Origin of the sequence: Mesorhizobium sp. KACC 23794, assembly GCF_052180275.1 — a bacterium.
In the GTDB taxonomy this organism is placed as follows: Bacteria; Pseudomonadota; Alphaproteobacteria; order Rhizobiales; family Rhizobiaceae; genus Kumtagia.
Genome location: NZ_CP197465.1, coordinates 432,314 through 450,053 on the forward strand (window position 1 = coordinate 432,314; position 17,740 = coordinate 450,053).

The 17,740-nt window shown below is 63.8% G+C and carries 14 protein-coding genes; 11 read left to right on the forward strand and 3 right to left on the reverse strand.

All coding sequences use genetic code 11. The features are described 5' to 3' along the window. Positions 1–150: 150 nt before the first annotated feature. Positions 151–1,761 (reverse strand): ABC transporter substrate-binding protein, encoded by a 1,611-nt coding sequence (locus ACSBOB_RS02285; RefSeq protein WP_442580853.1) that lies wholly within the window; start codon positions 1,759–1,761, stop codon positions 151–153. 243 nt (positions 1,762–2,004) lie between these two features. After that, positions 2,005–2,769 carry a 3'(2'),5'-bisphosphate nucleotidase CysQ gene (gene cysQ, locus ACSBOB_RS02290; protein ID WP_442583943.1) on the reverse strand — a complete coding sequence of 255 codons (765 nt, stop codon included), beginning with the start codon at positions 2,767–2,769 and terminating at the stop codon, positions 2,005–2,007. A gap of 226 nt (positions 2,770–2,995) precedes the next feature. On the opposite strand from cysQ, the gene ACSBOB_RS02295 reads away from it, so the two are divergent. The 8 genes from ACSBOB_RS02295 to hutC all read left to right on the forward strand — a co-directional run bounded on the left by ACSBOB_RS02295 (position 2,996) and on the right by hutC (position 11,311). Then, positions 2,996–3,763, forward strand: coding sequence for an SDR family NAD(P)-dependent oxidoreductase (locus ACSBOB_RS02295; RefSeq protein WP_442580854.1), 768 nt, complete (start codon positions 2,996–2,998; stop codon positions 3,761–3,763). 102 nt (positions 3,764–3,865) lie between these two features. Beyond that, entirely contained in the window at positions 3,866–5,008 is a 1,143-nt protein-coding gene (locus ACSBOB_RS02300) for an ABC transporter ATP-binding protein (RefSeq protein ID WP_442580855.1), read from the forward strand. Positions 5,009–5,041: 33 nt separating this feature from the next. Beyond that, positions 5,042–6,148: an ABC transporter substrate-binding protein gene (locus ACSBOB_RS02305; protein WP_442580856.1), complete on the forward strand. Its 1,107-nt coding sequence runs from the start codon at positions 5,042–5,044 to the stop codon at positions 6,146–6,148. Between the two features lie 267 nt (positions 6,149–6,415). Then, entirely contained in the window at positions 6,416–7,360 is a 945-nt protein-coding gene (locus ACSBOB_RS02310) for an ABC transporter permease (protein WP_442580857.1), read from the forward strand. Beyond that, complete coding sequence (locus ACSBOB_RS02315) at positions 7,357–8,157, forward strand: ABC transporter permease (RefSeq protein ID WP_442580858.1); 801 nt, start codon at positions 7,357–7,359, stop codon at positions 8,155–8,157. The genes ACSBOB_RS02310 and ACSBOB_RS02315 overlap by 4 nt, the downstream gene beginning before the upstream one ends. 25 nt (positions 8,158–8,182) lie before the next feature. Continuing rightward, positions 8,183–9,511 carry a histidinol dehydrogenase gene (hisD, locus tag ACSBOB_RS02320; protein WP_442580859.1) on the forward strand — a complete coding sequence of 443 codons (1,329 nt, stop codon included), beginning with the start codon at positions 8,183–8,185 and terminating at the stop codon, positions 9,509–9,511. Between the two features lie 4 nt (positions 9,512–9,515). Then, entirely contained in the window at positions 9,516–10,544 is a 1,029-nt protein-coding gene (locus tag ACSBOB_RS02325) for a zinc-dependent alcohol dehydrogenase (RefSeq protein WP_442580860.1), read from the forward strand. Continuing rightward, entirely contained in the window at positions 10,541–11,311 is a 771-nt protein-coding gene (gene hutC, locus ACSBOB_RS02330; protein WP_442580861.1) for a histidine utilization repressor, read from the forward strand. The genes ACSBOB_RS02325 and hutC overlap by 4 nt, the downstream gene beginning before the upstream one ends. A gap of 46 nt (positions 11,312–11,357) precedes the next feature. On the opposite strand, the gene ACSBOB_RS02335 is transcribed toward hutC, so the two are convergent. Continuing rightward, entirely contained in the window at positions 11,358–11,780 is a 423-nt protein-coding gene (locus tag ACSBOB_RS02335; RefSeq protein ID WP_442580862.1) for a metallopeptidase family protein, read from the reverse strand. Between the two features lie 178 nt (positions 11,781–11,958). On the opposite strand from ACSBOB_RS02335, the gene ACSBOB_RS02340 reads away from it, so the two are divergent. The 3 genes from ACSBOB_RS02340 to ACSBOB_RS02350 are packed head-to-tail and all read left to right on the forward strand — an operon-like array spanning position 11,959 to position 17,697. After that, a complete protein-coding gene (locus ACSBOB_RS02340; protein ID WP_442580863.1) occupies positions 11,959–12,930 on the forward strand; it encodes an ImuA family protein in 972 nt (323 codons plus the stop codon). Further along, positions 12,869–14,335: a Y-family DNA polymerase gene (locus tag ACSBOB_RS02345; protein ID WP_442583944.1), complete on the forward strand. Its 1,467-nt coding sequence runs from the start codon at positions 12,869–12,871 to the stop codon at positions 14,333–14,335. The genes ACSBOB_RS02340 and ACSBOB_RS02345 overlap by 62 nt, the downstream gene beginning before the upstream one ends. Next, positions 14,332–17,697, forward strand: a complete 3,366-nt coding sequence (locus tag ACSBOB_RS02350) for an error-prone DNA polymerase (RefSeq protein ID WP_442580864.1) — start codon at positions 14,332–14,334, stop codon at positions 17,695–17,697. Before ACSBOB_RS02345 ends, ACSBOB_RS02350 begins: the two co-directional genes overlap by 4 nt. The last annotated feature ends 43 nt before the right edge of the window (positions 17,698–17,740 follow it).

A 17,740-nucleotide genomic window follows, 5' to 3' on the forward strand; every position in this document is an offset into this window, starting at 1 on the left:
CCCCAACGTCGAAGATTGGCCACAGCAAAACGGCCGTCCAATCTCCCCCCTTGCGGGGGAGATGTCCGGCAGGACGGGGGGGGGCAACGTAGGGCGCTCACCTCACGAATTGAGCACCCGCGGCGATGTCGTGCAAGCGCGTTCCCGCGCCTATGCGTCCACCCACGTATCCGCCCAGCTCGACACCACCCAGCGGGGGTTGTTGGCGATGTTCTTCACGGATGTCCGCGCCACCGAGATGAAACCCCATTCGGCGACGTTGATCAGCGGCAGGTCTTCCTCGACCTTCTTCTGGAATTCGCGATAGAGTTCGGTGCGCGCCGCCGGATCGATGGTTTCAGCTGCCTTGGCAATGAGCGCGTCTATGCCGTCGTTCTTGTAGCCGCCCTGGTTGGAGAAGGGCACCCCGTCCGGAATGCCGCTCTGCACGAGGATGGTCGTCGAGATCGCCGGATCGCCACGGAAGACGGGCGGCGCGACCGCCAGATCGAAATCATGGTTCTTGTAGACCGCAGTCTGGTGCGCGGCGGCGTCGTTGTTGACCAGTTGCGCGTCGATGCCCACGGCCGCCAGCGCCTGGCGCAGATAGTCGCCGAACTGGCGCGTCTCGTTGAAATACGGCGCGGGCAGCAGTTTCAGCGTAAACCGGTTGCCGTCGGCGCCGCGCTTGTAGCCGGCCTCGTCGAGCAGGGCGTTGGCCTTGGCGACGTCGAAGGCGTATTGCGGAACGTCCGCCGTATAAAACTGCTTGTCGTTGACCGGCACCGGTCCGGTCGAGGCGGTTGCGTAGCCGAGGAAGATCGTGTCGACCACGAACTTCTTGTCGATGGCGTGCGCAATCGCCTGACGCACCTTGAGGTCGGCCAGTTCCTTGCGGCGATGGTTGATCTCGACCACGAGCTGGTAGGTCAGCCCCTCATAACCGCGCGAAACCACCTCGATGCCCGGGACCTTCGCGATGCGGGCAAGGTCGGCCAGCGGCACCGCGGAGAATGCGGCAAGGTGGATCTCTTCCGCTTCCAATGCGCCGGCCGCCGCCGCGCGGTCGGGCAGCACGCGATAGACGATCTCGTCGAGATAGGGCAGGTCCTTGCCCCAGTAGGCCGTGTTCTTCTCCAGCCGGTAATATTCGCCCGGCTTGTGTTCGGCGAACTTGAACGGGCCGGTGCCTACCGGCGCATTGTTAGCCGGATTCTCCTCGATCTTGCCGATTTCATAAAGATGCTTCGGCAGCACGCTGGTCAGCGGCGGCAGCGCGTTGCGGATCAACTGGAACGGCGTCGGCTTGGCGAAACGGAAGACGGCGGTGTGCTCGTCAGGCGTGTCGACGGCCTCCAGATCCTTGAACACCACGCGGCCAAGATTCTGCAGCGGCTTCCACACCTGCAGCGCCGAGAAGGCGACGTCCGCCGAGGTGAACGGCTTGCCGTCATGCCAGGTCACGCCCTCGCGCAGCTTGAAGGTTATCGTCAGTCCGTCGGCTGATCCCTCCCAACTGGTCGCCAGTTTCGGTTCCAGCCCGTCCTTGCCGTCGAACGAGGCCTCGGCCAGTGTCTCGACCACCTTGCTGGAGACGAAGAAGACTCCGTTCGAGGCCACCATGGCCGGATTCAGATTGCGGGGCTCGGAATCGGCGGCGACGATCAAGCGCCCGCCTTTCTTCGCCTCCTGCGCCCACAAGGTCGAAGGCAGCGCGGTCGAGGCCAGCAGCACGGCCGAGCCTGACAGAAGCGTACGTCTCGAAATCGGAAAAAGCGGCATGGTCAGGGTCCCTCGCTTGGCGTCTTGCCTCCGCGTCAGTTAGCCAGAATAGGGCAGCACCCCACAAGGGGCGAGGAAGGAAATGTCATAGGCACAATGATCAGCGAATTGGCTTGTCGAGGAAGGTCAAAACCACGGAAAAGGATGGTCTGGCCCGTCAAAAACGGCCTCGCGTGAATTCGATTCGCCACCTGGCGACCGATGCGCCGCGCAAGCCTATGATTGCAAACGATATTGCGGACTTCACGGGCTCAGAATGGGGCTGCCTGCCGCGTCGCGCAGCGACGGATCGCCGAACGCCACGAAGGACGGGTTGGCGAAATCCGCGTCGGCCCCGCTGCCTCGATTGCCGTAACCGAGAGGCCTGCCGTCGATGGTGGTGGTGACGCCGCCGGCGGCGCGCAGGATCGCATCTCCCGCCGCCGTATCCCATTCCATCGTGCGGCCGAAGCGCGGATAGATGTCGGCCTCGCCGCATGCAACCAGGCAGAATTTCAGCGACGAACCGCGCGAGACGAAACCTTCGACATCGAAGCGCTTAAGCCAAGCCATTGTTTCATCGGTACAATTAGAACGGCTGCCGACCGCGGCCAGGCGTTTCGGCGCTGGCCGCGCCTTGATCGCCCGCAATTCGCCCGCCCGTCCGTGGTCGACATCGGCGCGCCAGGCCGAGCCGTTCACGGCGGCGAAGACCTGTCCCAGCGCCGGGGCGTAGATCATGCCCATCACCGGGATGCCCCGGTCGACCAGGGCGATGTTGACCGTGAACTCACCGTTGCGATTGATGAATTCGCGGGTGCCGTCGAGCGGGTCGACGAGGAAGAATTTTTCTGACGCCGCTGGAACGCGGCCAGCCGAAACCTCTTCCTCGGCGATCACCGGTATGTCGCCGGCCTTGGCGGCAAGTGCTTGAAGGATAACGGCTTCCGCCCGGTGGTCGGCCTCCGTCACCGGCGATCCGTCACCCTTATGCCGGTGCCCGAACGTGCTGTCCGCATAGACCGCCATGATCTCGCGGCCGGCTGCGAGGCCGATCTCGATCAGGGTTTTTGGCGTCACGGCACGTCCGATCGGTTTGCGGGCAAGGAATCCTAGCCCCGCCTATAACATGGGCGGCTTGAAATCCAGAATTGATCGAGACGCCTGCGCGTCCGCTTAGGATGGATGGACAAGTCCGGGCGTTTCGTGTTCCGGTTTCGTTACCGTCGATCGGCGGTATCCCGATGAGTGCTTCATGACCCGTTATTTCGACCTGACCGGCCGCAAGGCCTTCGTGACCGGCGCCAGCCGCGGCATCGGACAGGCCATCGCCGAGGCGCTGGCCGAGGCCGGCGCAGACGTCGCCGTCTCGGCGCGCGGCCTGGATTCGCTTGCGGAAACAAGGGCGAAGGTCGAGGCGGTCGGCCGGCGGTGCATCGCGATTGCGCATGATGTCACCGACATTCCCGGATCGAGCGAAGCGATCGCTGGTGCTGCCGGACAGTTCGGCGGGCTCGATATCCTCGTCAACAATGCCGGCTACGAGGAGGTGCGCCCGTCCCTCGAGGTTGACGAGGCGCTGTGGGACAGGATCGTCGAGACCAATTTGAAAGGCGCGTTCTTCGCGGCGCAAGCTGCGGCGAAACGCATGGCGGCCAGCGGCAAGGGCGGTGCGATCATCAATCTGTGCTCGCTCACCTCCTATGTCGGCATCCCTACCGCTGTCGCCTACGGTTCGTCGAAGACCGGGCTGCTCGGCATGACGCGGGCGCTTGCCACCGAGTGGGCGCCGCTGGGCATCCGCGTCAACGCCATCGCCCCCGGTTACTTCCATACGGCGATGACCGACGTGTTCTATCAGGATGCGGAGTGGCAGAAGGCGATGCTGGCCAAGATCCCGCAGAGGCGATTTGGCACCATGCAGGATATCGGCGGAACGGTGGTGTTTCTGGCGAGTGACGCGTCGGCCTATGTCACCGGCCATTGCATTCCGATCGACGGCGGTTATCTGGCTTCCGTCTGACGGCCAGAGACATCGCAAGGCGGGATGGATTCCTGGTTGTACGTACTTGTATATACGAGTTAACGACCCTATGATCGGCCTGCTTCAAGCAAGGATAGTCGCATGCAGGAGGCGATCCCGGCGATAGCGGCCGCACAAGCCGCCGGCGCCCTTCCGGTCGCAGTCGCGGTTCGAAATGTCGGCATGGACTTCGATGGGGTCCCTGCGGTCAAGGATGCGTCCTTCGATCTGCCCAGGGGCAAGTTCCTGACCATCCTCGGCCCGTCAGGCTCCGGCAAGACGACCTTGCTGCGGATGATTGCCGGTTTCCAGACCCCCACCGCCGGCGAGATATTCATCAATGGCGAGGCGGTTAGCGCTGTTCCCCCGCATAGGCGGTCTATCGGCATGGTGTTCCAGAAACTGGCGCTGTTTCCGCATATGACGGCCGCCGAGAACGTCGCCTTTCCGCTGAAGATGCGACGGCGCGATGCCCGCACGATTCCCGAGCGCGTCGACCGCTACCTCGATCTGGTAAAACTCGGCGGTTATGGCGGCCGGCGCATCCACGAACTCTCCGGCGGCCAGCAGCAGCGGGTGGCGATTGCCCGGGCGCTGGTGTTCGAGCCCGATCTGTTGCTGCTCGACGAGCCGCTTGCCGCGCTCGACCGCAAGCTGCGCGAGGAGATGCAGCTGGAATTCCGCCGTATCCAGCGCGAACTCGGCGTCACGACGATCAACGTCACGCACGACCAGCGCGAGGCGCTGGTCGTCTCCGACGAGATTATCGTCATGGACAAGGGCGAGATCCAGCAGATCGCCCGCCCGGCCATCACCTATCGCCAGCCGCACAATGCCTTTGTCGCCAATTTCATCGGCGTGACGAATTTCCTGAGCGGGACGGTGCGAGAGGTCCAGGGCGGCCTTGTGTCGCTGGTTCATGGCGACCTCGAAATCCGGGGAACGACTGGTGATCCTCAGTCGCCGCCCAAGGTCGGCGGAACCGCCTCGGGCGCGATTCGCGCCGAGCAGATCCGGATCGCGGGCGATGCCGGCCGGCTCTCGGAGTTGAACATGGTCATCGGGGGCGTGGTGTCCGATGCGATCTTCGAAGGCGAACGGGTCGTCTACGAAGTCACGGTCGCCGCGCTTGGCGGCGCCGTGCTCAGGGTCTTCGACCATGACCCCGAAGGCCATTCCCAGCATGAGATCGGTTCGAAAGTTGTCCTCGGGTGGAATGCCCGGGACGTGCTCGTATTTGCCTGAAGCCAACCAGAAACCAACCAGAGGAGAACGACAATGAAAGAGCAGAAGCTTTCCATGCCTTACGTCAATCGCCGCATGCTGCTGCAGGGTGCTTCGGCGCTCGGCGGTGCATCCGCGCTCGGCCTGCGCGGCGCCTTCGCGCAGGAGCCGGCAAAACCAGCCGAGATCATCGTGCGCGCCTGGGGCGGCAGCTGGGTCGACAGCCTGAAGGCCGGCGTGTCCGATCCCTTCACCAAGGCGACCGGCGTTGCCGTGCGCCACGACCTGACCGAGGACAACGAGATCCAGCCGAAGGTCTGGGCGGCGGTCGCCCAGAAGCGCGTGCCGCCGATCCACATCAACTGGGATACGACCACCAACGCGACGAAATCGGCGCTGCGCGGCGTGACCGAGGATCTCTCCGACCTGCCGAACCTGGCCAATGTGACCGACCTTGCCAAGCCGGTCGGGCTCGACGGCTATCCGATCGTCAACACCTACGGCTACGTCTATGTGCTCGCCTACCGGCCGGCTGCCTTCCCGGATGGCGCGCCGAAGTCGTGGAAAGATTTGCTCGATCCGGAGCTGAAGGGCCGGGTCGCCTTCTACAATGACGGCATCGGCTTCCATTTCCCGGCGCAGGTTGCCGGCGGCGGCAAGCTGGAGGACATTCCGGCGAACATGCAGGCGGCCTGGGATTTCGTTGCCAAGATGAAAGAACAGAAGCCGCTGCTCGGCGAGGACCCGGACTTCACGACCTGGTTCCAGAACGGCGAGATCGATGCCGCCTGCACGATTTCCACCAATGCCCGCGAGGCCAAGAAGAACGGCATCGACATCAGCTGGGTGGTGCCGGAGGAAGGCTGCAAGTTCGACACCGACGGGCTGTGGATTCCCAAGGGCCTGCCGGAGAACGAACTCTACTGGGCCAAGCAATACATTAACTTCGCCCTGACCAAGGAAGCGCAGCAGGTGTGGCTCGACGGTCTCGGCCTGCCCGGGGTCGTGCCCGGCCTGACGCCGCCCGCCGATCTCGTCGGCGACCCGTCCTATCCAACCAAGGAAGAGGATTTCAAGAACCTCATCCGCATTTCCTCCAAGGTGCAGGTCGAGAACGAAAGCGACTGGTTCGGAAAGTTCAAGGCGATCATGCAGGGGTGAGAAACGTCCGGACGTGGCCGGCGAAAAGCGAACGACTTGGCTTTTCGAACGACGAACGCCCGGAACCATAGCGGAGGGCCGGGGCAGAGAAAGCTGAGCGAACGCAAGGTTTTGACGCGGGGCGGGGTCGTTCAAGAGGTGCCCCATCCTGAAGCGACCCCACCCCGCCTCGTCGGCTTCGCTTCGCTACGCCGTCTCGTCGACCCTCCCCTCAAGGGGGAGGGTGATCTGGCCGCACCGGCGGCGCCTATGTGAATCAGGAATTCTATGGCGACATCACGCACAGCCTACCCCCTCACCTGGCGCATCATGGATGCGCTGGAAGCCTTGGCGGCATTCGCCTGGCCGAGGCGGATGGCGCGCGCCACGCCGTATCTGATGCTGGCGCCGGCGGTGCTGCTGGTCGGACTGCTGGTGCTCGGGCTGGCGCAGATGGCGGATGCCAGCCTGCGCACGCTGGACACCACGACCTTCCTGTTCTCCGAAGATTATTCGCTGGCAAACTACCGCCGCGCCGTCACCGAGCCGCTGTTCGCCGTCGTCGCCTGGCGCAGCCTGCTGGCGGCGGTGATCGTCACGGTCGTGACGCTGATCTTCGCCTTTCCCTATGCCTATCTGATGGTAAGGACCCGTTCTTCCGCGCTGCGGAAAATCCTGCTGATCGCGCTGTTCCTGCCGTTCTTCATCGGCCAGGTGGTGCGCGCCTATGGCTGGCTGATCATTTTGGGCAACCAGGGCATGGTGAACGAAGCGCTCGGGCTGGTGGGCGTCCCGCCTATGCGTCTTATCTACAACTATCCGGCAGTGCTGTTCGGCCTCATCCAATACATGCTGCCCTTCGCCGTGCTGATGCTGGCGCCTGCCCTCACGGCCATTCCGGAAGAGATTGAGGCGGCGGCCGGCTCGCTCGGCGCCAATTGGGTTCGCACCTTCCTCCATGTCGTGCTGCCGCTGGCGCGGCCCGGTTTCATCGGCGCCGGCGTGGTGGTGGTGACGCTGTCGCTTACCGATTTCGCGGTTCCGGCAATCCTCGGCGGCGGATCGCAGGATTTCATCGCCAACGCGATCTACGACCAGTTCTTCCGCACCTCCGACCAGGGGCTTGGCGCAACATTGGCGCTGATGCTGGTGGCGCTGGGCTCGATCGTGGTCGGGCTGGTGTTCGCGCTGTTTGGTGCCGGCACGCTGGCCGTTGCGAGGGCGCGCAAATGAGGGAGCCGCTGTCGAAACGGCTGGTGCTGTGGGCGTTCGTTGTGGTGGCGATCGTCACGCTGTCGGCGCCGACCGTCGTCGTGCTCGGCGCCTCTTTCACTGCGGGCAATATCATCACCTTCCCGCCCGACGGATTGTCGCTGAAATGGTATGCGGCGATCTCCCAGGCGAGCGACCTGCGCAACGCGTTCCTGCGCACGCTGTGGGTGGCGGCCGTCTGTACGGTCGTTGCCATTCCGGTGGGAACGCTGGCGGGCATCACGCTCGCCAAATACGCGGTGCGTTTCGAGAGGACGATTCAGGTCTACCTGCTGCTGCCTTTCACCATCCCGCTGATCGGTTCGGGGATCGGCCTGATGCTCATCTTCGGCAATGCAGGCGTGCTCGGGCAGCTCTGGCCGGTCGGCATCGCCTGCTGCGTCATCAACCTGCCCTTCATGATCTGGGCGGTGACGGCGAGCGCGGCCGGCCTCGACCCCGACCTCGAACTCGCCGCCGCGAATTGCGGCGCGCCGCCGCTGCAGGTGTTCTTCTCGGTCACCCTGCCGGCAGTGATGCCCGGCGTCATCACCGGCTCGCTGCTGATGTTCATCCTGGCGCTGAACGAGTTTCTGGTCAGCCTGCTGTTGACCGACGCGCGCATCGTGACGCTTCCGGTGCAGATCTACAATTCGATCCGCTCCATCATCACGCCCGACCTGGCCGCCATCTCGGTGGTGTTCATTGCCTGCTCCGGCCTTGCCATCGTGTTGCTCGACAGGCTGGTCGGGCTGGAAATTTTCCTCAAGTCAAAGTGACCGGCTCCGGCCGGAAGGAAATGCCATGCAAAGAAACGTCTCCTTTCATGAACTGGCCAAGCTGGGACCCGACCAGCGCGAGGCGCTGATGAAGCGTTCGGAGACCGATCTCTCGGGCTTCATCGACAAGGTCGGGCCGATCATCGAGGCGGTTCGCACCGAAGGCGATGCGGCGCTGCTGCGTTTTGCGCGCGACCTCGACAAGGCGGACGTGAAGCCCGGCGCGCTGAAGGTGACCGAGGCCGAATTCGACCGTGCCTTTTCGCTCGTCGAGCAGGAGGTGGTGGAGTCGATCCGCTTCGGCATCGACAATATCCGGCATTTCCATGAGGAGCAGAAGCCCGAGGCGATGTGGCTGAAGGAGATGCGCCCCGGCGCCTATGCCGGCGACCGGTTTACGCCGATCCGTTCCGTCGCGCTCTATGTGCCGCGCGGCAAGGGGGCGTTTCCCTCGGTGACGATGATGACCTCCGTTCCGGCGGTGGTCGCCGGCGTACCGGACATCGCCATCGTCACGCCCCCGGCGCCCGACGGTTCGGTCGATGCGGCGACGTTGGTGGCGGCGCGCATTGCCGGCGTCGGGACGGTCTACAAGGTTGGCGGCGCGCAGGCCGTTGCGGCAGTCGCCTACGGCACCGAGACAGTGAAGAAGGCGCTGAAGATCGTTGGCCCCGGTAGCCCGTGGGTGGTCGCGGCCAAGCGGCTGCTGGCGGGTACCATCGATCCCGGCCTGCCGGCAGGGCCGTCGGAGGCGATCGTCCTCGCCGACAACAGCGTACATGGCGGGCTGGCGGCGCTGGACCTGCTGATCGAGGCGGAACATGGCCCCGACTCTTCCGCCTATCTGGTGACGCACAGCAGGCGTGTCGCCGAGGAGGCGCTGGCCGCCCTGCCGGACCATTGGGCGCGCATGACCGAGCAGCGCGTCACCTTCTCGACCGCCGTGCTCACCGGCCCGTTCGGCGGCATCGTGCTGACCCCGTCGATCGAGGAGAGCTACCGGTTCGTCAACGCCTATGCGCCGGAGCATCTGGAGATTCTTTCGACCGATCCGTTTGCCCATCTCGGCCATATCACCGAGGCGGCGGAAATCCTGATGGGGCCTTATACGCCCGTGTCGATCGGCAACTTCGGACTCGGCCCCAATGCCGTGCTGCCGACCAGCCGCTGGGCGCGCACCTGCGGACCGCTGTCGGTGACCGATTTCGTCAAGCGCTCGTCGATCGGTTACGTGACGGCGTCCGCCTATCCGCAATTCGCGAAGGCCGCGCATACGCTGGCGCGCTACGAGGGATTTTCGTCGCACGAACACGCGGTGTCGGCCGTGCGTGAACACTATCTAGCGAAGGCGTGATCCGATGAAGGCGGCGCGGCTCTACGCGGCCGGCGACTTGCGTGTCGAGGATGTTCCCGCACCCGGCGATCCCGAACCCGGCTGGGTGCGGCTGAAGGTTGTAGCCGCCGGCATCTGCGGCTCGGACCTGCACAATTTCCGTACCGGCCAGTGGATCTCGCGCAGCCCGAGCACCGCCGGTCACGAATTCGCCGGCGTCGTCACCGCTGTCGGCGCGGGTGTGCCGGATCTTGCGCCGGGCGACACCGTCGTCGCCGATTCGCGCTTCTGGTGCGGCGCGTGTGCGAATTGCCGGGCGGGACGGCACAACGTGTGCGAGACGCTGGGTTTCGTCGGCGAGGTTTGCGACGGCGGCTTTGCCGAGCAAGCGGTTTTGCTTGCGCGCCTCCTCGTCCGCCACGATCCCGCGCTCGATCCGCGCGTGGCAGCTATGGCTGAACCGCTGGCAGTGGCGCTGCATGCCATTCGCCGGCTAAACATGGTGAAGGCCGAGCCAATACTGCTCGCCGGCTGCGGCCCGATCGGCGGATTTGCCGCGCTGCTCTTGTCGCGGTTGCATGACGGACCGGTGCTGGTCGCGGATCGTAATCTGGCACGTGCCGCGCTCGTCGTCGAGGTTGCCGGGGCACATCCGGTCGCGCTGGACAAGGTATCGATCGCGGCGGTTCTTGGCGAACGCCCGTTGCGACACGCACTCGATGCGACCGGCAGCGTGCCGGCGATCATGGCGCTGGTGGAACTGCTTGCGGGAGGAGGCACGCTCGGTCTGGTCGGCATCGCCCATGGCCGGCTCGACCTCGACCCCAACCTGCTGGTCGAGCGCGAGATTTCGCTGGTCGGCTGCCATGTCTACGCCGATGAGCTCGCTGAAGCGGCCGGTCTGCTGCCGACGCTTCAGCCGCAGCTCCTGCAACTGATCGACGAGGAGATCGGTATCGACGGCATCCCCGCGGCCTATGCGCGGCTGCTCGCCGGTAAAAGCACCGGGCTGAAGACGATCATACGCATGGTCCCGGCAGAGGCTGCGCGATGACCGGCCGCAACGAGGATGCCGCGCCCGAACCCTCGCCCGGCCTTCCGGACACGGCCAGCCCGCTCTACGAAAAGGTCAAGGACTTCGTGCTCGCCAACATCGGCAGCGGGAAGTGGTCGAAGGATCGCCGTCTGCCGTCCGAGAACGAGCTGGTCAGCGCGCTGGGCGTATCGCGCATGACGGTGCATCGGGCGTTGCGCGAGCTGACCTCCGAAGGTCATCTGCTGCGCATCCAGGGTGTCGGCACCTTCGTGGCGCCACCGAAACCGCAATCGACGCTGATCGAGATCGCCAACATCGCCAGCGAGATCCGGGCGCGGGGCAGCCGGCATCGTGCCGGGATGGTGCTTGTGGAGCTTATCGCCGAACCCGAGCCGGAACTGGTCGCGGCGTTTGAGTTCGCCGCCCGGCGTCCTGTCGCGCATTCGATCGTCGTGCATTTCGAGAACGACGTTCCGGTGCAACTGGAGGAGCGCTTCGTCAATCCGGACCTCGCACCCGACTACCACCGGCAGGATTTCTCCGCCATTACCACCTATGATTACCTGCAGCGGGCGACACCGCTGACCGAGGTCGAGCAGGTGATCTCCGCCGTGCCGGCCGACGCATTCAGCGCCCGGCATCTGGCGATCCGGCTGGGCGAGCCCTGCCTGCTGCTGCACCGGCGCACCTGGTCGGGCGCGGCGATCGCCACCGTCAACACCTTCACCTATGCCGGCAGCCGCTACTCGCTCGGCAGCCGTTACGCCCCGGCTCCCGCCGGCTGAGGCGCAATCCGGCAGGGACGGCTGGCGCGTGCCAGGCAAGACAGCGTTATTCGACGCTCGTCTCGATCTTGTCCATGTCGTCGTCGGAGAGGCCGAAATGGTGGCCGATCTCGTGGATCAACACGTGGTTGACGATCGAACCCAGCGTTTCCTCATTCTCGGCCCAGTAGTCGAGGATGGCGCGCCTGTAGAGGGTGACGCGGTTCGGCCCTTCGCCGGTCGCCGGGTTCCAGCGCTCGGCGATGCCCCGGCCCTCGAACAGGCCGAGCAGGTCGAACGGCGTTTCCAGCGAAAGATCGTCCATGATCTCGTCGGTCGGGAACTCGGCGATCTCGATGACGACCTCGCCGGTGAGCTTGCGAAAATCCTCCGGCAGATGCGCATAGGCTTCCAGCGCCATGAGTTCGAATTCCTCGATGGAAGGCGAAAGCTGATCGTGCCATGCGCGGGTTTGGTAAATGCGGGCCATTCCTAGTCCTTTTGAGGCGCATATAGCCTTTTGCCTCGCATGTTTCGAGGCTTTTACGCGAAGGCATATGAAAACTCGCTAGGGGAGGAATAAATTCTTCGCTGGCTGCGCTTGACTCTGCCTATCCGCTCTGGAATCTATAAGAACATAACAGGAACAAGATTGATCGGAAGATGTCATGGCTACCGGTGCCGTGGCGCGGGACGTTGTTTGCGCCCTGCGGCATAAAATCGCGAAGATCGAAGGACGGCTCGCCGAGCGCCTCGAAGACGCCGAAGAACCGGCGGTGAAGGGTATGGCGCTTGTTCCGGCGGGCCGGTCTCGCGCCTTGCTTTTGGGGGTGGAACGGCTCGATGCGGCCCTCGGCGGTGGCCTGCCCGCCGAGGGGTTGCTCGAGATCCATGCCGCCGCGGTTCGCGACGCGGGCGCGGCGGTCGGTTTTGCGCTGGCGCTTTGCCGGCTGTTGCCTGAACCCGATGCGTCCGCGCCGCTGTTGTGGATCGGCACGTCGGAGATCTTTCGCGAGGCCGGCAGGCCTTACGCGCCGGGGCTGGCGGCGCGTTTCGGCCTTGCGCCGGCCAGTCTTCTGATCGCCGAGGCCGAAAAGCTGGCCGACGTCCTGTGGATCGCCGAGGAAGCCGCGGGGCTCGACGCATTCCGGGCTATCCTGCTGGAGGTTCGCGGCAGTTCGCCCCGGCTCGACCTTACCGCGACGCGGCGCCTGCACAGCCGCGCGCTGATCGCCGGGCATCCACTCTTCCTGCTTCGGGCGGCGGGCGAGGCGGAGCCTACGGCCGCGCCCGTCCGGCTCCTCGTCGCCCCCGCCCCGGCCGGATCGCGCATCACGCTGGCGGGGCCTCTCGCCGGTTCGATCGGTCCACCGGCCTTCCATGTGGCGATCAGCAAGAGCCGCACTGCAATCCCCGCAACATTCACGCTGGAGTGGAACGACAATGCCTTCCAGGAACGGCGGAAGCGCCCCGCAAAGGATATTGGCGCTATGGTTCCCTCATCTGCCGGCAGACCGGCTGCTGAGGCAGCGCCACGGGAAGTCGTGGCGTTCCAGGAACCTCAGTCGGACACCGCCGCTGGTCTTCAGCCAGCACGAACACAACACGCAGCGCGTCGCCGCGCTGGATACGCGCGCTAGGGCCCTGAAGCTCAAGCCCGGCATGGGCATAGCGGAAGCCCGCGCCATGCATCCTTTCATCGAGGTGGTCGAGGCGGACCCCGAGGCGGACCGGCGTTTGCAGGAAGGCCTCGCCGACTGGTGCGACCGCTACACGCCGCTGGTGGCGCTCGACGGGGTGGATGGGCTCTTTCTGGATATTTCGGGCTGCGCGCATCTTTTCGGTGGTGAGCGGGCGATGTTCGACGATCTTCTGTCGCGGTTTTTCCATCAAGGGTTCGACGTTCGCGCCGGACTTGCCTCGACGCCCGGCGCTGCCTGGGCGGCATCCCGGTTCGGGGGCGCCCTCATTGTCGCTCCGGGCGAGGAGGAGGAATTGATCGCCCCCCTGCCGCTTGCGGCGCTGCGCCTGGGACTAGAAACCCGTGTCAGGCTCGAAGGCGTCGGGCTCCGGACGTCGGGCGCGCTCATGGCCGCGCCACGGGCGCCGTTGGTGCGCCGCTTCGGCAAGGAGGTCGTGCTCAGGATCGATCAGGCGCTGGGCCGTGTGGAGGAAGCGATTTCGCCACGCCTGCCGGTGCCGCCTCTCTCGGCGGAGCGGTCGCTGCCGGAACCGATAAGCCTGCTGGACGACATCGAAGCGCTGGTGGCGCTGCTTGCTCGGCAGTTGAAGATCGATCTCGAACGTCGCTGCGAAGGGGCCGAGAGGCTGCAATTGAACCTTTTCCGCGTCGATGGTGCGCTAACCCGGATCAGCGTCGGCGCCTCGCGCCCGTTGCGCGATCCGAAGCTTATCCAGAAACTGTTCCATGAAAGGCTGATCGCGCTCGAGTCGGATATCGATGCGGGTTACGGCTTCGACCTGGTGCGGCTTTGCGTGGTGGTCGCGGCCCGTCTGGACGCCGCGCAAGCCGATCTCGATGGCGCCATGTCGGATTCTGCCGGTGACATCGCGCTTTTCGCAGACCGGGTACGCGCGCGCCTTGGCGATGAGGCGATCCGGCGACCACGTCTGGTGGAGAGCCATATCCCCGAGCGGGCGGTGGTATCGGAATCTTTCGAAAGACGGCCGACAAAGGTTGCTTCAGCGGAAAGGAAGGCTATCGCGGAACCCAGCCCACGCACGGCAAAGGACCGTCCGGTTCGGCTCTTCAATCCCCCCGAATGTGTCGAGGTCATCTTCGAGGCAGCAAGGGAAGGGCCTTCCATGCATTTCCAATGGCGGCGGGCTTCCTATCGCGTGGCCCGTTCCGAAGGGCCGGAGCGCATCGCGCCCGAATGGTGGCGAGAGGAGAAAGGGATTGGCGCACGCGACTATTTCAGGATCGAGGATGATGAAGGCCGGCGTTACTGGCTCTACCGTCAAGGCGACAGCCGCCCAACGGAAATGCCGCCGCAGTGGTTCCTGCAGGGAATATTCGCATGAACAAGCCGGCTTCTCCCGCTTATGCCGAATTCGCCGTCCAGTCGAATTTTTCCTTCCTGCGCGGCGCTTCCAAACCCGAGGAACTGGTGGTTACCGCCGAGCGGCTGGGACTTTCGGCGATCGGACTTGCCGATCGAAACACGGTCGCCGGCGTGGTGAGGGCCTGGCAGCAGTCGAAAACCGGAACCATCCGGTATCATCCCGGCTCGCGGCTCGTGTTTTCCGATGGAACGCCAGACATTCTCGCCTATCCGCGAAACCGTAGGGGATGGGGGCATCTCTGCCGCCTGCTGACGCAAGCCAATTTACGCGACGAGAGCGAAAAGGGAGCCTCGGTGCTTTACCGCGGCGACATTCTTGAATGGGGGGCGGAGCTTTCGCTGGCGGTCCTGCCGGATATCGACGGGGATCCCGAAGCTGCACTCGAATTGATAAGACAGTTGCGAGAGCGATTTGGCGATGCCGTCTGGCTCGCCGTTTCACCCAGCTATGGAGGCGACGATGTCTTCAGACTGGCGCAGGCTGCAGCAATCGCCGCCGCTGCCAGAGTGCCGATGATGGCGGTCAATGACGTTCTCTACCATGAACCCGGCCGGCGGCCGTTGCAGGATGTGCTGACCGCCATCCGCCTCAATGTTCCGGTGGCGGAGGCGGGGCTGGATCTTCAGGAAAATGCCGAGCGACACTTGAAGCTGCCGTTCGAAATGGCGCGTCTCTTCCGCCCATATCCGAGGGCTTTGGCCGAGACGCTTCGGTTTGAACAAAGCCTTTCTTTTTGTCTCAGTGAATTGAAGCACAATTATCCAGAGGAAACGACGGAGCCGGGGGCCGATCCGCAAATCGAATTGGAAAAATTGACCTGGGAGGGAGCTCATAGACGCTACCCCGAAGGCATTTCGAGAAAAGTTCAGGACCTGATCCTGCGGGAACTCGAGATCATCGATCACAAACAATATGCCCGTTATTTTCTGACCGTTCACGACATCATAAGATTTGCCCGGTCGAAGGATGTAGGAATTCTTTGTCAAGGGCGTGGTTCGGCAGCCAATTCCGTCGTCTGCTTCTGCCTGGGAATTACCGAAGTCGATCCAAATCTGATGGATGTGCTTTTTGAGCGTTTCGTCTCGACCGAACGCGATGAGCCGCCGGACATCGACGTGGATTTCGAGCACGAGCGACGCGACCAGGTAATCGCTTATATCTATAAGAAATACAGCGACGAGCGCACGGCACTTGCCTCTTCCGTCGTCACATACCGAAATCGATCGGCGTTGCGTGAGGTCGCCAAGGCCCTTGGCTTGTCGGACGACGTCCAGAGTGCGCTTTCCGGTTCGATCTGGGGCTGGTCCTCATCAAAGTTGGGCGACCAGGAGGCAAAGGCCGGAGGGCTCGACAAAGTCGATACGATCACCGGACATCTGATCGACCGGGCCAATGAAATCCTGGAGTTCCCGCGTCATTTATCCCAGCATGTCGGTGGCTTCGTCATCACCAAGGACAGGCTCGACGAGATCATCCCCATCGTGAAGACCGCGATGGACGAACGCAGGATGGTTGAATGGGATAAGGACGATCTTGACGCGGTCGGCCTTCTGAAGGTCGACGTTTTGGCGCTTGGGATGCTGTCGTGTCTTCGACGGGCGATCGACCTTTTACACGGTCATTATCCGCATGATTATGCCGACAAGCTGACCCTTGCCACGATCCCCCAGAAGCAGGAGGCCGTCTACGACATGATCTGTCGCGCCGACACGCTGGGCGTCTTCCAGATCGAATCACGTGCCCAGATGTCGATGCTGCCGCGGCTCAGACCACGAAAGTTTTACGACCTCGTCATTGAGGTGGCGATTGTCCGCCCCGGACCGATCCAGGGCGACATGGTGCATCCCTATCTGCGGCGTCGACAAGGGCTTGAGAAGGAGGAATATCCAGGCCCGGAACTGGAGGCGATCCTTAAACGGACCCTGGGAGTACCGCTCTTCCAGGAGCAGGCGATGAAGATCGCCATCGATGCTGGCGGTTTTTCGGCGAGCGAGGCCGATAAACTTCGCCGGGCAATGGCGACGTTCAAACGGACAGGGACGATCGGCAATTATGAAGAGAGGATGGTCGATGGGATGGTCAAAAAGGGCTATCCTGAGGAATTCGCCCGGAGGTGCTTCAATCAGATAAAAGGTTTCGGCGAGTATGGCTTTCCGGAAAGCCATGCGGCGTCCTTCGCCCTTCTCGTCTATGCCTCCTCCTGGTTCAAGACGTTCTACCCGGACGTCTTTTGCGCCGCGATCCTCAATTCGCAGCCGATGGGATTTTATGCGCCGGCGCAACTGGTGCGCGATGCTCGCGAGCATGGCGTGGAGGTCCGCGCCGTCGACGTGAACTTTTCCACCTGGGATTGCCTGCTTGAAAAGGCCGATTTCGATCCGTCGAAAGTCGCCGGTCGCCATGCCGATATGAGGAAAGTGATTCGCAGCCGTCATGCCGTACGCCTCGGCTTCCGGCAGATCCGGGGGCTGGTGGAAGAAGACATGGATATCCTCGCGCAAAGGCGTGGCGACGGATATGAATCGGTGCGTGATCTCTGGCTGCGCTCCGGCTTGCCTGCCAGCGTGATTGAGCGTCTCGCGGCGGCGGATGCGTTCCGTTCGCTGGGGATCGACCGGCGCGAGGCGCTTTGGGAGGTTCGTGCGCTGAATGCCGGCAGTGCGACGGAGCGCCTGCCGCTCTTCGAGCGTCCATCGCTCAGCCTGCGCGAGAATGAGCCGCACACCCAACTGCCGGTCATGCCCCTTGGCGAGCATGTGATCCATGATTACCGGACGCTGGCGCTTTCGCTGAAGGCGCACCCGGTGTGGTTCCTGCGCGAACGGCTTGAGACGGAGCACGTTCTCCGTAACGGCCTACTCGGGGGCTGCGCCTCGGGAGCCCGCGTTTCCGTCTCCGGCCTCGTGCTGGTGCGGCAGCGCCCGGGCTCCGCGAAGGGGGTCATCTTCATGACCATCGAGGATGAAACCGGCGTAGCCAACATCATCGTATGGAAGAAGACATTCGAGCGCTTCCGCTCGATCGTGCTGGGTGCCCGCTTCGTGCGTGTGAAGGGCAAGCTGCAGGCCCAATCCGACGTCATCCATGTGGTAGCAGACAGCCTGGAAGATCTTACGCCCTGGCTCGCGGACCTTTCCGAGGAGGCGCAAGGCGGCAGGATCGCTCGCGGCGACGTCTCGGGGCAGATCGGACAAGGCAGGGTCGGTTCGCATCCGCGCGCCACCCGCCTCATCGAAATGCCTGTCCGGGCAATGGAGGATATCGAGACGCTTTCCCGCAAGGCGGGAGCGGTCATGCCGAAAGGGCGCAATTTTCAGTAGCGAATTTGTGAAACAGCCAGGGGAGGATGGAGTTGGGCAGGGA